The organism is Vibrio sp. SCSIO 43135 (genome assembly GCF_023716665.1).
In the GTDB taxonomy this organism is placed as follows: domain Bacteria; phylum Pseudomonadota; class Gammaproteobacteria; order Enterobacterales; family Vibrionaceae; genus Vibrio; species Vibrio paucivorans.
Genome location: NZ_CP071859.1, coordinates 702162 through 717914, shown reverse-complemented (window position 1 = coordinate 717914; position 15753 = coordinate 702162). Strand labels below are relative to the sequence as shown.

General features: G+C 44.8%; 14 protein-coding genes. 2 read left to right on the top strand and 12 right to left on the bottom strand.

The features are described from left to right. Window positions 1-159 precede the first annotated feature (159 nt). The 7 genes from tadA to J4N42_RS03355 all read right to left on the bottom strand — a co-directional run bounded on the left by tadA (window position 160) and on the right by J4N42_RS03355 (window position 7484). Window positions 160-675, bottom strand: a complete 516-nt coding sequence (gene tadA, locus J4N42_RS03385) for a tRNA adenosine(34) deaminase TadA (protein ID WP_252030779.1) — start codon at window positions 673-675, stop codon at window positions 160-162. 164 nt (window positions 676-839) lie between these two features. Then, complete coding sequence (locus J4N42_RS03380) at window positions 840-2396, bottom strand: AbgT family transporter (protein ID WP_252029716.1); 1557 nt, start codon at window positions 2394-2396, stop codon at window positions 840-842. Between the two features lie 333 nt (window positions 2397-2729). Continuing rightward, a complete protein-coding gene (locus J4N42_RS03375; RefSeq protein WP_252029715.1) occupies window positions 2730-4289 on the bottom strand; it encodes an AbgT family transporter in 1560 nt (519 codons plus the stop codon). A gap of 281 nt (window positions 4290-4570) precedes the next feature. Further along, the gene (locus J4N42_RS03370; RefSeq protein WP_252029714.1) at window positions 4571-5005 is read right to left on the bottom strand and encodes a type IV pilus modification PilV family protein; all 435 of its coding nucleotides are present in this window, start codon (window positions 5003-5005) and stop codon (window positions 4571-4573) included. Next, the gene (locus J4N42_RS03365; RefSeq protein WP_252029713.1) at window positions 4995-6335 is read right to left on the bottom strand and encodes a hypothetical protein; all 1341 of its coding nucleotides are present in this window, start codon (window positions 6333-6335) and stop codon (window positions 4995-4997) included. Before J4N42_RS03365 ends, J4N42_RS03370 begins: the two co-directional genes overlap by 11 nt. After that, window positions 6332-6973: a PilW family protein gene (locus J4N42_RS03360; protein WP_252029712.1), complete on the bottom strand. Its 642-nt coding sequence runs from the start codon at window positions 6971-6973 to the stop codon at window positions 6332-6334. Before J4N42_RS03360 ends, J4N42_RS03365 begins: the two co-directional genes overlap by 4 nt. Continuing rightward, window positions 6951-7484 (bottom strand): GspH/FimT family pseudopilin, encoded by a 534-nt coding sequence (locus J4N42_RS03355; protein ID WP_252029711.1) that lies wholly within the window; start codon window positions 7482-7484, stop codon window positions 6951-6953. Before J4N42_RS03355 ends, J4N42_RS03360 begins: the two co-directional genes overlap by 23 nt. Before the next feature lie 78 nt (window positions 7485-7562). Here J4N42_RS03355 and J4N42_RS03350 point away from each other — a divergent pair, with 78 nt between their 5' ends. After that, entirely contained in the window at window positions 7563-7991 is a 429-nt protein-coding gene (locus tag J4N42_RS03350; RefSeq protein ID WP_252029710.1) for a type IV pilin protein, read from the top strand. Between the two features lie 10 nt (window positions 7992-8001). Here J4N42_RS03350 and J4N42_RS03345 read toward each other — a convergent pair whose 3' ends face one another. The 5 genes from J4N42_RS03345 to grpE all read right to left on the bottom strand — a co-directional run bounded on the left by J4N42_RS03345 (window position 8002) and on the right by grpE (window position 14577). Next, the gene (locus tag J4N42_RS03345) at window positions 8002-8388 is read right to left on the bottom strand and encodes a hypothetical protein (RefSeq protein ID WP_252029709.1); all 387 of its coding nucleotides are present in this window, start codon (window positions 8386-8388) and stop codon (window positions 8002-8004) included. A 203-nt stretch (window positions 8389-8591) separates the two neighbouring features. Continuing rightward, complete coding sequence (gene dnaJ / locus J4N42_RS03340; RefSeq protein WP_252029708.1) at window positions 8592-9734, bottom strand: molecular chaperone DnaJ; 1143 nt, start codon at window positions 9732-9734, stop codon at window positions 8592-8594. Window positions 9735-10241: 507 nt separating this feature from the next. Next, the gene (gene dnaK / locus J4N42_RS03335; RefSeq protein ID WP_252029707.1) at window positions 10242-12155 is read right to left on the bottom strand and encodes a molecular chaperone DnaK; all 1914 of its coding nucleotides are present in this window, start codon (window positions 12153-12155) and stop codon (window positions 10242-10244) included. Window positions 12156-12392: 237 nt separating this feature from the next. Beyond that, window positions 12393-13667: a dicarboxylate/amino acid:cation symporter gene (locus tag J4N42_RS03330; protein WP_252029706.1), complete on the bottom strand. Its 1275-nt coding sequence runs from the start codon at window positions 13665-13667 to the stop codon at window positions 12393-12395. Between the two features lie 313 nt (window positions 13668-13980). Next, a complete protein-coding gene (gene grpE, locus J4N42_RS03325; RefSeq protein ID WP_252029705.1) occupies window positions 13981-14577 on the bottom strand; it encodes a nucleotide exchange factor GrpE in 597 nt (198 codons plus the stop codon). Between the two features lie 145 nt (window positions 14578-14722). Here grpE and nadK point away from each other — a divergent pair, with 145 nt between their 5' ends. Then, window positions 14723-15607: an NAD(+) kinase gene (gene nadK / locus J4N42_RS03320; protein WP_252029704.1), complete on the top strand. Its 885-nt coding sequence runs from the start codon at window positions 14723-14725 to the stop codon at window positions 15605-15607. Window positions 15608-15753: the final 146 nt, after the last annotated feature.

Here is a 15753-nt window from a genome sequence, read left to right as displayed (position 1 = left end):
TCGCTGTCACTTTCATTGAGGGCATCAAGCCATGCTAAAACGTAACCGACAACCGAAACGAATTAATCAAACCGTATCAGCTAATCGCCGCAAGCGAATGTTGGCGAATAACAAAAAGAAAGTCATATGGCGTAACCGAGCTTTTATGCAGCAACTGGTTTAGCCACCTTTCTTACTCGACTTCCCTTTATCTTCAGACGTTGCTTGTAAACTCATACGACGTTCTTGTTTCTGAGCCTTGATCTCTTTTCTGCGGCGCTTGAAGAAAGCCTGAAGCTGAGTGCGGCACTCTTCTTCTAGTAGCCCACTTTCCACATCAGCATAGTGATAAGCGGCTTGATGTTCGAACAGATTAAGAACGGTTCCCGCCGCTCCCGCTTTAAGATCTGGGGCTCCGAATACCACACGCTTAACCCGGCTATGTAAAAGCGCTCCGGCGCACATAGGACACGGTTCTAATGTCACGTACAGCGTGGTATCCAAAAGACGGTAATTCTCTAGAGATTGCCCTGCACGGCGTAACACCTGCATTTCTGCATGTGCCGTCGCATCATGATGACCAATAGACTGGTTCCAGCCTTCTGCTATCACTTCTCCATCTTTAACCAATACAGCGCCTACTGGCACTTCCCCTTCAGCTTCTGCACGTTCGGCTAGTGATATCGCCATTCGCATAAAGTGGTAATCTTGATCGGTAAACTGAGTGGAAGACTCGGTAGATTCAGTAGACACAGGAAAGCTCGCAGAAGAAGTAAAAGAGACAGAATTATAGCGTTTCAAGCCGAGATAACAAAACGCCCAGCATAAGCTGGGCGTTATTAGTACATAGCAGTCTCTAGTTAGAAACCTAGCGGTAAGCCAAAGGCGAAGAAACCAATCAACACTGCCGACCATAAGGTCAAGAATGCCGCTGAGTAAGGCACCATAATCGCAATCACATCGCCGAAAGTCAGCTCTGGTTTGTACTTACGCATGAATGCCAGTACTACACCCGCATAGCTCATCATTGGAGTAATGATATTGGTCGATGAGTCAGCAACACGATAAGCCGCAGTAACAAGATCCGGCGTCATGTTCGGGTTTACTTGATATAACATAGGAACGAAGATTGGACCCAGTAGCATCCACTTCGAAGTCAAACCACCGACAAACAAGTTAATCACTGCTGTAGTCAAAATGAAACCGAGCAACATCAGTGCAGGGAACTGCTGCAAACCTAAAGATTGTAGGAATGTCGCACCAAGGTAAGTTACGTATGTGCCTAACCCCGAGTAACTCAGAAGCGCAAGGAAGTTGTAACAGAAGAAAGTCAGCACTAACACGTAACCCATCGTGTTCATCTGCTTAACCATGGCTGTCACTACATCTTGAAGCTTTTTGAACTTACCCGTAGCCACACCAAAGCATAAACCGACAACCGCAAAGATAAGTGAAATCAGCAGAATAATATTATCCAGATACGGTGTGACCTCTTTACCTGCATCATTTGTATAGGTTGCTAGTGGACCAACTGCCAATCCGTAAATGGCAGCTAGTGATGCCAACAGGCCAACACCAGCCCAGCGCAGGCCTTTCTGCTCCTCTTTGCTCAGTTCAAACTCATCAAAGTTTACTTCTTCTGGAAGCTGGTAAGACATTTTTTCTAAGCGAGGAGTAATGAAGCGGGTTGTCACCCAAGCACCAACGATAGCAAGTAGGAAAGTAGAAACCAGTACAAAAAAGTAATGCATCGTCGCTGGGTTTAGCGCTTCGCCATCTCGGCCAACAAAAGGAACATTCTGCGATTCAGCAAAGATCTTTGCATTTACACCCAGTACCACATCGACAGGTGTCGCAGGCAGTAAGTTGGCGCTAAAGCCTGCTGATACGCCCGCAAAAGCAGCAGCCATACCAATAAGTGGATTCTTGCCTAAACCAGCATATAAAAGACCCGCTAACGGGATGAGTACAAGGTAACCAGCATCTGCCGCAATTGAGCTCATAATACCTAGGAACACCACCAGAAGAGGAAGCAAGCGGTCACTGATTTTAAGGCCGACTTTCTTGATCACCGCGGTCAATAAACCAGAATTTTCAGCAATGCCAACCCCGAGCATCACAATCAGAATGACACCAAGTACGCCGTGGCCAAAGGCTAGCCAGTTCTGCAGCAATGCATTTTCAAACATCCAGCGGAAGTTTTCTGTTGCAAGCATGTTCTTTACGGAGAACTCAACTGCCTCTCCACCTTTTCCAATGGTCTCGAAACTCACGCCATCCATCAGGCTGGTTAGCACTAATGAAAAAGCAAACAAGAACATGAAAATAATCACCGGATCCGGGATCTTTTTACCCGCTCGTTCGATAAACCCGATTACACCTGATGCTTTTGGCTCTGGCGCTGCAATGTCACTCATAAATTACATCCTAAACTTTAACTAAGTCACACTTATTGAATGGGCGGGCACATTAGCAAACAGAATATATGGTGTAAAACCCAGAACGACGTACCAAATAAACATTAAACACTAGTAGAGAAAGGCTCAGCGATAGATAGTTCCAATACTCACCCTGACGAATCATGGGTAATGTTATATATAAAACAATTAATAGAATTTAAAACCATTGATACTTATTTTTTATAATTATTTAATCCACCATAAACACATTAAGCAGATTTATATTCCACAACCAATAAAAAAGCCTCGCTAATAAGCGAGGCTTTTTAATCAATGATACGTTACGACAAATTACATTGTGTAAGTGTACGGAGCTTGGATACCTAGTGGGATACCTAGCGCCCAGTAAGCGAGTAGGAACGCAGTCCAACCGATCAACATTGCGATCGAGAATGGCATCATCAATGACGCTAGCGTACCGATACCTGTCGACTTAACGTAGCGCTGACAGTAAACAACCACAAGTGGGAAGAATACCATTAGTGGTGAGATGATGTTCGATACAGAGTCACCTACACGGTATGCAGCTTGCGAAAGCTCTGGAGAAATACCTACCGCCATTAGCATAGGTACTAGGATAGGGCCAATTAGAGCCCACTTAGCTGATGCTGAGCCTACCAGTAAGTTAACGCTAGCAGTAAGTAAAATCATACCCACAATGGTTGCTTGACCAGGCAGGTTCATCGCTTTCAGGCCTTCTGCACCGTAAAGCGCCAGCATAGTACCGATATTTGACTGACCAAATGCCGCTAGGAACTGAGCACAGAAGAACGACATTACAATGTACGCGCCCATTGTCGACATCGTCTCAGACATCGATTTAATCACGTCGTTGCTGTTCTGGAACTTGCCAGAAACACGGCCGTAAACGATACCAGGGATGATAAACAGTACAAAGATCAACGGTACGATTGACTGCATTAGTGGTGCAGAGAATGCCGTGATTTCACCTTCAGGTGAACGAAGCGCCGAATCTTCAGGCATTACCGCAAATACTAGAGCCGCAATACCCACTACCATTGCCCAACCCGCGTAACGGAAAGCTTTAGATTCGATTTCAGTGAACGTACCTAGGTCTGGTGCTTCTTCTGCATCGTCATCAATTGGAGTGTTCGCTAGGCGAGGCTCGATGATTTTCTCTGTCACATACCAACCAATAGCAATAACCACTACTGAAGAAAGGCCGGTAAACATGATGTTTGCTAATGGGTTAATGATGTACTCAGGATCAAGAACTTGCGCCGCTGTTTGCGTGAAGCCAGCGAGTAGAGGGTCGATACCTGAAGGGATGAAGTTTGCAGAGAAACCACCAGATACACCAGCAAATGCCGCTGCGATACCAGCTAGAGGGTGACGACCCGCCGCGTGGAAAATGATACCACCTAGTGGAATAACCAATACGTAGCCCGCGTCCGCTGCAGTGTGCGATACGATTGCCACTAGGATTAGCATAGGCGTTAGAAGCTTAGCTGGTGTGAAGTTCAGCATCTTCTTAAGGCCTGTAGTGATGAAGCCAGACGAGTCCGCAACACCAACACCTAACATCGCAACCAATACGATACCTAATGGAGCAAAGCCAGTGAACGTTGTCACCATGTTTGCAAGGAAACTAGCAAGTGCTTCGCCAGTTAAAAGGTTGTTTACTTCTAGAGCATCACCTGTGCGAGGATTGATTAGATCGAACGTCACGTTCGACAAAAGTGCAGATGATACCCAAACAATGACAAGTGCCCAGAAAAATAGAATGGCAGGATCTGGAATTTTGTTACCTGCACGTTCAATAAAGTTTAGAAAGCGATCCATACCGCTCGGCTTCGGCGATGGTGCTTGTTTTGCAGCTTGGTTACTCATGGTAACTCCATAATTGATGTTGGTGCCCAAGACCTTTTTGAATAATTATGCTGGTCTATATTTCGACCTTTATTCTATTAAAAGACACAAATAAAAGCACAAGGTTCTAAGGGAGAATTCAAAAATGGAGACATATTTTGCAAAAACGCAATCTACGTGCAACACAAAAAAGACATGATGATATACGTTTTTTCAACAATAAATACACCACTCTGTAAAACATACAGCGCCACTCACTTCTCACCCATTACATAATCAAAAATAAGCAACTATAAGCCTATCTAGTCGCTAAATTCGCTATAAAGAGAGATCATAGAGTCTAAATGGATGTTTTGCGTAGTCCCTTTTCTATCGGACCAACTGACTTCCACGCTGACCGTTTTCAACGCCCCCGACAAACTTTCCTCTTCAAGTGTCCATGACACTGAGTAGATAGGATCTAAATTATCACTGCCGGTTATAATGTCAGTTGTATAGTCCGCCACACCGATTGAAGAAAGTGCTGATGAAGCACCTCGAGTACGAAACCACTCCAACTTTTGCTCAGCCATATTCAGAGCATCTATACTGCGGGTTGCAAAATCCGATTTTTGTTCGACATACGCTTGCAGCTTTAATAAAGCCAGTGATGCCACACCGATTAAGATAAATGCAATCATCACTTCGACCAAGCTATAGCCACATTGTTTAACACTTGGTGATGCTTTATTGAACATACCAACCTCCCGACTTCCATTCGAGCTTTTTCAGTTTAGAGAGAGGGACATTAATAACATCTTGGTCGTAACTAAAGCTCACTGAAGAGTTGTAAACCGCATACGTCCCCGGAGCATCCATCACATATCCACCAATGGGATAAAAAGAGCCACTCTGAAAATACGCAGTATTGCTGGCTGATACACCCGATACCGGTCCTACAGCTCCATCAAGGACAAGCTTTTGAGGGGCATCCAAAGACTCCCAAAGAGATGCGGTAGGCTCAAACTCTGGTTCACCATCGGAATCCTCTGACACAAAGTGATACAGCATACCTTTAAAATCGAGCGCTCCAGACGTAGACAGCAGCCCATTGTGGATGACCAGTATCACTCCGCCAGCGATGGGGGAAATACCTGTCGCAGGGTCAATAGCCTCACCGATATTAGCAAGATCATCACTATCAAGGTGACAGCTGCCATATACCCAAATCAGATCCTCTCCAGATTCAATCGCAGTCGCGATTTCATCCCCACAGTGAGTAACAATTTGTGGCGCAGGCAATGTGGACTGCTCATACAGCAACTCACCGCTCCCATTAACTAGGATACTGTCAGATATCTTGATGAACTCTTTTGACGACATCACCTCAAACCATTGCTCACGAGGGGTGGCAAACAGATCTTCAAACGGTTTTTGACTCGTATCATTGACGAAATCTTGCTGCAGATTGGCTGGCGTATTGTAGTTTCCTATTGCCGTAGTGATGTAGCTATCACCGCTACTATTACGACAACTTTGTCCCGATGGAAAGCCTGCATAGGGTGGATGTGCGTCATTGAGGTTTTGATTTGATATCGTGCCAAACACTTTAAAGTCGCTGCTATAACGTAACATCGTACATCCCCACTCATCGTCGCCTAAGCTCGTGCCCGGATCGGGCCGCATTGCCATCCCTCCTGCGAAATAGAGATTTGAGGTTGCTTTCATAACACCGGACGCGCCCTTACCCGGGTAAGTTAGGATCTTCTGAATCTGGGTAAAGCCATAAGAAGCGGTGACCAATGTTTGATTTGCCGTTAACGTTTGAAAACCAAACGTTACTGTTCCATTGGTATTGCACTCAAAGAAGTTCGAAGACTGTGGAATGGTTTGAGTTTGAATTGCTTTGGTATAGAAGCACTCTAAGGCACCTTCCGCTACCCAATGTTGTTGACGAGCTTTGACTTCGTTTTGTGCTCTCTTGATCTGATAAAAAAGTGACTTATAGCTACCCAACGTAATCAGCAATGCCGCTGTGAGTAACACACTGGTCACCAATAGAGTGGCGATACCGGTTTGGGCTCTCATTGCCAATTCCTCTGCTGTACGTTCAGCACCATTGAGTGAGAAACAGAAGAATCGCCAATAAGGGACGCGCTCATTGAAATTGTCGTAAATGCACTACTGGCAGAATCACTGGCAACCAACGAATTCTCGACAGAGAAACCATCGACGTTGATTTGGTTAGGATCAAAAATAGAAAAACAGACACCCGCATAACCCGAGTCCGCAGCAGAAGCGGGAGTCAGTACGTCAGACTGATGTTTTTCACATAACCTAAGTAGATCTGCCCCTGATGACTCAGGTTGGTGACGGTAGACAACATGTCTGAGGTCCTCCGCTCCAGACGTTATCACCCGATATACATACCCCACCATTCCAGGGGAAGATTGGGTATGAACCACTTGCGAAGCCCCAGATAACATTGCGACGCCACTTTCACTGCCATTGTAGCCAGCCCTTTGCACGTCTTCTTTCAATTGCTGCATAGCCGCGTTCATATTCTGCAGTAACAAAATATGCTTACTCCGCTCCAGTGCAGCTTTTTGGCCGGAAATAAATACTGAGCCAACTAAGCCAATTGCAATCACACCCACCAATGAAGCCACCATGAACTCAATGAGCGATGCTCCTGAAGAGCGACTAATCGCATTCTGGATAGCCATAGACATCTCCTCCAACACCGCATACTAGAATTCGAGATGCACCATAAGAAGTGCTCAGCTTAAGCTTTTTACTTGTTTGCTCGGTGGGATAAAAGTACATGCTTCCCGCTTTTACTTTGCCTCTCACCCCACCAAACTTCACTTGCTCTGAACTATAAACCGGCTCCAGAGCGATGTTGGTAAAGGGCTTTCCCGACATAGTCAGTAATGCCGTTCCCGATCCGGGTGCATCGGAGTCAGTTAAAGTTATCGACCATGTCCCTGAATCATCCGGAATGGTTGCAACATTGATATGAGCCCATAGGTCTTGATTGCGGAAAACCGCTTCGGATTTTGCCTGATTCATAAAACCGAGTAGCTCGTCGGCTAGCCGGGTCATTTGGCTCGCTGTTGTAAGGCTAGAAAAGCTAGGAGCAGCCGCCAATAAAATAGCCGCCATGACAGCAATGGTGATCAAAAGCTCTAAGAGCGTAAACCCGAGAGACGTTTCCCAATTTCTTCTGTAAATCATGATGTCGACCAATATGAACTTGCACGAATGCTAACAGCTACTAAAAATAGCGGAGGTGAATTCACAGAAGTAATGGAAATGATTCGAAAAGATCTTTGCAAAACAGCGAGATGTAATACGAAAGGTATGACCCTGATCGAAGTAATGCTGGCAGTGGTCATTATAGGTATCTTAGCCAGTATTGCTTACCCGGCTTACCAAAATCACAGCTTGCAAGCTCATCGCAACCTTGCCAAGGCTGACATGGTGAAACTACAGCTCCTGCTCGAGCAGAACTATGGCACTGGTTACAGTTGGGGGAGTCTGTTAAGTGGTGGTAGCTGCACCGTCTGTGAAAGTTCGAATGAGCGATACCTCTTTTCAATAACAAGCTCAGCCACCGCCGCCTACACCATAGTGGCGACTGCACAGAACACTAAAGGCCAAACCAACGACAGCTGCCTACCGAGCAACCATCAAATGTCTTTATCATCAGACGGTGAGGCGCTCCCCTCTGAATGTTGGTGACGCCAACAACTCAAAAGTAGACTCGTAATCCTGCTCTAGCCTCCAGTTCAACTTCAAGTTCATCGAGATACACGCTAGGCGCTAGATCCAGATAGAACCCCATTGGCTTTACCCGAAATTCCGCGCCGATACCCGGAGTTACCGCGATATAGTGGCGCTCTCGATCAACATATTGACCGCCTATGAATAGATACAATGGTGTGTTGTTTACCGCGAATGTTTTGTTCATTGCCAAACCAAATTGCTCATCCAAACTGACGTTCATCCGCAATCCATTGTGCTTAAGCTCTGCTCCCCAATATGGATTCCCTACAAAAGCACCTACACCGGTTTCCGCTTTAATTGACTCAGCCCAAAGGCCACTGGTGATAATTGCTGCCACTGCTAATTTCTTCATCTTGTTCCCTCATTATTTATTGAAAGACAAGCAAGCTAAATCAATTGTTTAAGGGGACTGTTAGCATGCAGATGATTTGGCATAACTCTTACGCTTAAGAGTAAAGCGTAGACAGGCTTAACGTATCTCTTACTTACAGTAACGAAATGTAAAAAAGCCTGCGGCTGCAGGCTTTTTTTAATTCATTTCTTCGTGACTAAATACTAGCTAGTTAAATCATCAAAGAATTTCTTCACACCATTGAAGAAACCTTCTGATTTAGGCTTATGCTTAGTTGCCGCTTCGCCACCGCAAGACTCTTCAAATTCTTTCAGAAGTTCTTTCTGACGCGAACTTAAGTTAACTGGCGTTTCTACAACAAGTTTAACGATCAAATCACCAACACCACCGCCACGAACGCCCTTCACACCTTTGCCGCGCATACGGAACATGCGGCCGGTTTGGGTTTCAGTTGGAACTTTAAGGCTAACACGACCATCTAGGGTCGGTACTTCAACCTCGCCACCAAGCGCAGCCATCGCGAAACTTACTGGAACTTCACAGTATAAGTTGTTGCCATCACGTTCAAAGATGTGGTGCTCTTTCACATGAACTTGTACGTATAGGTCGCCCGCTGGTGCGCCCATTTCTCCCGCTTCACCTTCGCCAGATAGACGAATACGATCACCAGTATCCACACCAGCAGGGATCTTAACGTTAAGTGTCTTGGTTTTCTGCTTACGACCTTGACCATGACAAGAGTTACACGGGTCTTTAATGATCTTGCCTTTACCGTGACAGGTAGGACAGGTTTGCTGTACAGCAAAGAAGCCTTGGCGCATTTGCACTTGGCCGTGGCCATGACAAGTACCACAGGTTTCAGGAGAAGAGCCTTTCTTAGCTCCGCTACCGTCACACACGTCACAGTTAACTAACGTAGGAACTTCAATTTCTTTTGATACTCCACGAACCGCTTCTTCTAGAGACAGTTCCATGTTGTAACGTAAATCGGCACCGCGTTGTGCACGCGCCTGACCGCCACCACGGCGACCACCACCAAAGATATCACCGAAAACATCACCGAAGATATCACCAAAGTCGCCTTGACCGCCGCCGAAGCCACCGCCGCCCATGCCACCTTGTTCAAAAGCAGCATGACCATATTGGTCGTAAGCCGCTTTCTTTTGAGGATCCAGTAAAATTTCGTACGCTTCTTTTACTTCTTTAAACTTTTCCGCTGCAGACTCATCACCCTGATTACGATCTGGGTGAAACTTCATCGCTAAGCGTTTGTACGCTTTCTTAATATCGCGCTCAGATGCATCACGGCTAACGCCTAATACTTCGTAAAAATCACGTTTTGACATTGTTTTCGTCACCAATTTCTTACTGCAAACGACCGAATGTCGCTTGGTGTTTATATCGATCTAACTAATGGCTCTGGATTATAGGGCGTGTTGATCTTTCGTGGTTAAATTTTGTTCGAGATAAAATCATTTTAGGCGTGGCGAAGATTGTGTAGCCTAGTCATTCTAAGCAAATAGTCTTCAACAAAGCATAAAACGATTTTAGCCGAACCCTTCGGGCAGCCTTTGTGGTTCATTTCTACTGCGTTATCGGCTTCTCATGTAAACTAGCTACACATCAAAGCCTCTGCCTTGTATAAATTTCCCACAAAGTGCTGCAAAAATCAGCTCGAAAGTTCAACACGCCCTAATGACTTCTCGCCAAAAAGACACTTTTAGTTAGATAGACATTGTTTACAAACATGCGGGCGTAAGAGTCACCTCAAACGCCCGCACTATAACTTGCAAAAGATTTCTAAGCGGATAGCGAGACTTCTGATAATGGAGCCTAGCTATCCTGAAACGAAATTACTTCTTCTCGTCTTCTTTTACTTCTTCAAACTCAGCGTCTACAACATCGTCTTCTGGCGCTTGCTGTTGACCCGCTTCAGCACCTTGCTGAGCTTGAGCTTGTTGTTGAGCGATTTCCATCAGCTTTTGAGCTGCAGCCATTAAAGCTTGAACTTTCGCGTCGATAGCTTCTTTGTCGTCGCCTTTCTTCGCTTCGTCTAGTTCTTTGATTGCTGCTTCGATCTTCTCTTTCTCTTCCGCTGGAAGTGCGTCACCCGCTTCTTCGATTTGCTTCTGAGTACCGTGGATCATTTGGTCTGCTTGGTTACGTGCAGTAGCTAGCTCTTCGAACTTCTTGTCCGCTTCTTTGTTAGCTTCTGCTTCTTGTACCATTTTCTCGATTTCATCGTCGCTTAGACCGCCTGAAGCTTGGATAGTGATCTTCTGCTCTTTACCTGTCTGCTTGTCTTTAGCAGATACGTGCAGGATACCATCCGCATCAAGGTCGAAAGTTACTTCGATTTGAGGCATACCACGTGGTGCAGGCTGAATACCTTCTAGGTTGAACTGACCAAGAGACTTGTTGTAAGTCGCTTGCTTACGCTCACCTTGAAGAACGTGGATTGTTACCGCGTTTTGGTTGTCTTCAGCTGTAGAGAATACTTGGTTCGCTTTCGTTGGGATAGTTGTGTTCTTCTCAACTAGCTTAGTCATTACGCCGCCCATAGTCTCGATACCTAGAGACAGAGGAGTAACGTCTAGTAGAAGTACGTCTTTCACATCACCAGCAAGTACACCACCTTGAACTGCAGCACCCATTGCTACTGCTTCGTCAGGGTTTACGTCTTTACGAGCGTCTTTACCAAAGAACTCAGCAACTTTCGCTTGAACCATTGGCATACGAGTCTGACCACCAACTAGGATAACGTCGTTGATGTCGCTTACAGATAGGTCAGCATCAGCTAGAGCAACTTTTAGTGGCTCTAGAGAACGTTGAACTAGGTCTTCAACTAGAGATTCTAGCTTCGCACGAGTTACTTTAACGTTCATGTGCTTAGGACCAGTTGCGTCAGCCGTTACGTAAGGTAGGTTTACGTCAGTTTGCTGTGCAGAAGACAGTTCAATCTTCGCTTTTTCAGCCGCTTCTTTAACACGCTGCATCGCTAGTGGATCAGATTTAAGATCGATGCCTTGCTCTTTCTTAAACTCTTCTACTAAGTAGTTGATTAGGCGGTTATCAAAGTCTTCACCACCAAGGTGAGTGTCACCGTTAGTTGCTAGAACTTCAAACGTCTTCTCACCTTCAACTTCATCGATTTCGATAATAGAGATATCGAATGTACCACCACCAAGGTCGTATACCGCGATAGTGCGATCGCCGCCTTGCTTGTCTAGACCGTAAGCTAGAGCAGCCGCTGTTGGTTCGTTGATGATACGCTTAACTTCTAGACCTGCGATACGGCCAGCATCTTTAGTTGCTTGACGCTGAGCATCGTTAAAGTAAGCAGGAACAGTGATAACTGCGCCAGTTACTTCCTCACCAAGGAAGTCTTCTGCAGTTTTCTTCATTTTCTTAAGTACTTCAGCAGAAACCTGAGGAGCCGCCATTTTTTGGCCTTGTGCTTCAACCCAAGCATCACCGTTATCAGCTTTCACGATGTTGAAAGGCATGATTTCGATGTCACGTTGTACTTCTTCGTCTTCGAAACGACGACCGATAAGACGCTTAATAGCAAATAGCGTGTTAGTTGGGTTTGTAACTGCTTGACGTTTTGCTGGTTGACCAACTAGCGTCTCACCATCTGTGTATGCAATTACCGATGCTGTTGTACGCTCACCTTCCGCGTTTTCGATTACGCGTGGTTTGTCGCCATCTAGAACAGCAACACAAGAGTTAGTAGTACCTAAGTCAATACCAATGATTTTACCCATCAGGCTATCTCCGAATAAATTCTATTTTCGTTTTGTATATCCCCTATGTGGGGGACGAATAGTGGGCTTTCAACCCTTTCACACAAACAAAAATAATTATGTTTGCTTCTTGTATGCACCATAGATAGGGGCGGCAAACAGCTTTTCAAGGGAGAAAACTAAAAAAATGGAAAAATATTGCGACTAGAAATAAAAAAGCGAGGCACTTGGCCTCGCTTTTATACGATAAGTTGACAATTAAGCGTTCGATTGCGCTGGTTGAGCGTCCACTTCTTGCTCTTTGTTCACTTCGCCTTCTGACTTCGCAACGATAGTGTTTACAGCGGTATCGCCCACTACGTTAGAAGAAGTACAGAACATATCGTTGATACGGTCTACTGCTGCGATGATTGCAAGACCTTCTGGTGGAAGACCTAGTTGGTGCAATAGAACACCAACCATTACCACGCCACCACCTGGAACACCACCAGCACCGATAGACAGTAGAAGAATAGTTAAACCAAGCGTGAATACGTCAGCCGTGTTGATTGGTTGACCAAATGCGTTTGCTACGAAAATAGTTGCCAATGCAATGTAGATAGACACACCAGACATGTTCATGGTTGCACCTAGTGGTACACCAAAACCTGCTACTGACTTAGAAACTTTAAGCTTCTCAGTTAGAGTGCGCATTGTTACTGGAATTGTTGCATTGGAGCTTGCTGTTGATAGCGAGAAAAGGATTTGCTCACGAGTCGCACGCAGGAACGTTTTTGGAGAAATACCTGTCGTTAGACCAACCATCATTGGGTAGAAGAAGAAAATCCAGAATACCAGCATTGCAACAACGAGTGCTACATAGCCCGCAACCGACATTAGCGTGTTCGCGTCTAGTGTTGCACCTAGTTGAATCATCAGAGCAAATACACCGTATGGCGCAAGGCTCATTACTAGGCCAACAAGCTTCATCATAATCTCGTTTGCCATTTTGAACGTGCGGATTGCCGGACCACCACGTGAATCCAAAGCTTGAATCGCAAGACCAGTCAGGATCGCCATGAAGATAATTTGTAGCATGTCACCGTTTGCAAACGCCTGAACAGGGTTGCTAGGTACAATGTTCACAACAAGAGAGAAAATATCTGGTGTTTCTGTAGTGGTTAATTGAACCGCTTCAGAAATAGTGCCAGCTAGGTTTGCATCTGCACCTGGCTGGAAGATAAGGCCAACAGTCAATGCCGCAGTGATCGCAATGATGGTGTTAATAATGTATAGAGCAAAAGTTTTACCACCTAAACGACCAAAAGCAGTGATGTCTTTTAGATCGACGATGCCACATACGATAGATACGTAAACAAGTGGCACAACAAGAAGTTTAATCAATGAAACAAACATACCACCAGCGCCTTCAGCTGCACCTAGCAAGTACGTATCAAAGATAGCTACCCCATTAAACAAGTACTGAATCGCAGTACCGATAAGCAGACCAGCAAATAAGCCTACAAAAATTTTACTTGAGAGCGATTTATCCATCGTTCGTCTCCAGTTTGTTGTGTTGAATATTTGTAATAATTAAGCTATTTATTTGTTTTAAACAGCTAACAACCGCGCATAATACACACAAAAGTTACAAATAAAAGTCTTTATTTACAAAAATGTCACACCAAACAAGTTAGAACAATTTCTAGCCAATCATATATCTAACGATATAAAACACCATTTACCAATCACAACAATTACTTAGTTGCTCTCCCCCTCTCCTACCTTTGTATTTGCTATTGTTTTAAACAAAAAGCAAAAAAAAAGAGAGGCAAAAGCCTCTCTTAATTCACTCTGTTGCAGTGTGTTATTTTGCAACCATAACCATTGCTGGGCGAATTACACGACCATTCAATTCGTAGCCTTTTTGCATCACAAACATAACTGTGTTTGATTCGTGATCTGGGCTTTCTTGGATCGACATAGCCTGATGAAATTCAGGGTTGAACGCTTCACCTTCAGGGTTGATCTCTTTCAGGCCAAACTTAGCCACTGAATCAACGAATGTTTTGTGCGTTAGCTCAACGCCTTCAAGAATAGGCTTAACCACTTCGTTTTCAGCATCTGCAGCTTGAATTGCACGCTCTAGGTTGTCGATAACAGGTAGAAGCTCTTCAGCAAACTTGTTCAACGCATATTTACGAGCTTTATCGATTTCAGTTTCAGTACGACGACGCATGTTTTCTACTTCAGCTTTCGCACGTAATACAGAATCTTTTTGCTCCTGAACTTTCGCTTCGCTAGACAATAGTGCTGCTTCTAGTTGAGCAATCTTAACGTCTTTCTCGTCACCAGCTTCTTCAAGTTCTGCTTCTGCTTCTTGAGCAGCCGCTTCTACTTTCTCTGCTTCTTCGATGATTTGATCAAGTTCTTCTTCTGTAACTTTGTTTTCTTCGTTGCTCATGATTTCTCCTGAATTCAACTTGCTCAGTGTCTAATTCCTTCAAGTTTATAAGGATTAGATACACAAAAATTCGCATAAATGGGTAACTTGCCCTTATTATGGGGATGAAGATTCCTGAATCAAGCCTAATTCGCCTGGAAAACCTATGAAAAAATCATTTGATGTGATTGCGATTATCGGAAAACCACGAGATCAACAAGCGATTCAAACGCATAAAGAGTTGTATCTTTGGCTAACATCTCTTGGTTACCAAGTGTATATCGATGACAGACTGTGTGAAATTCTCGACGACGTACCCGAGAACCATTTTGCAAGCTTGATAGAGTTAGGGAAAAAGGCTGATCTCGCCATTGTTGTCGGCGGTGATGGAAACATGCTAGGTGCTGCACGGGTACTCTCACGTTTCGACATCTGCGTAATTGGGGTTAATCGAGGAAACCTAGGCTTCTTAACCGACCTCAATCCAGACAACTTCCAAACGGCATTACTTGATGTACTCAATGGCGAATACATGGTGGAAGAACGCTTTCTGCTCGAAGCCGAGATCCATCGCCACGGCCAAATCAAAAGCCACAATGCAGCCCTGAATGAAGCCGTACTTCACCCGGGCCAAGTGGCTCATATGATTGAATTCGAAGTCTATATAGACGACAGCTTTGCGTTCTCTCAACGTTCCGACGGGTTAATTGTTTCGACGCCAACTGGCTCAACCGCTTATTCATTATCCGGTGGTGGCCCTATCCTATCCCCTAGTTTGAACGCGATCAGTTTAGTACCAATGTTCCCACATACTCTTTCTAGCCGACCACTCGTCGTCGACGGAAAACGCCGTATAAAACTGGTTGTGTCGCCAGATAACCGAGGAACTCAAGAAGTGAGTTGTGATGGCCAAATTTCTCTGCCAGTCTCACCTGGTGATGAAATCCTCATCTATCAAAGTCCGAATGTTTTAAAACTCATCCACCCAAAAGACTACAGCTACTACCATGTGCTACGAAACAAACTGGGATGGTCGAGTAAGCTTTTCTAAGCCATTAAATACATTTGCAAGGGTTGACAAAAAACGTCAACCCTTTCTTTTTATAGGATTAATTCAAAGTACGTTAAACAAAACACCACCACAGCGACGTTATCACTCTCTCAGTAAATCCCTGCTCTGATCCTCTTCACAAAAAA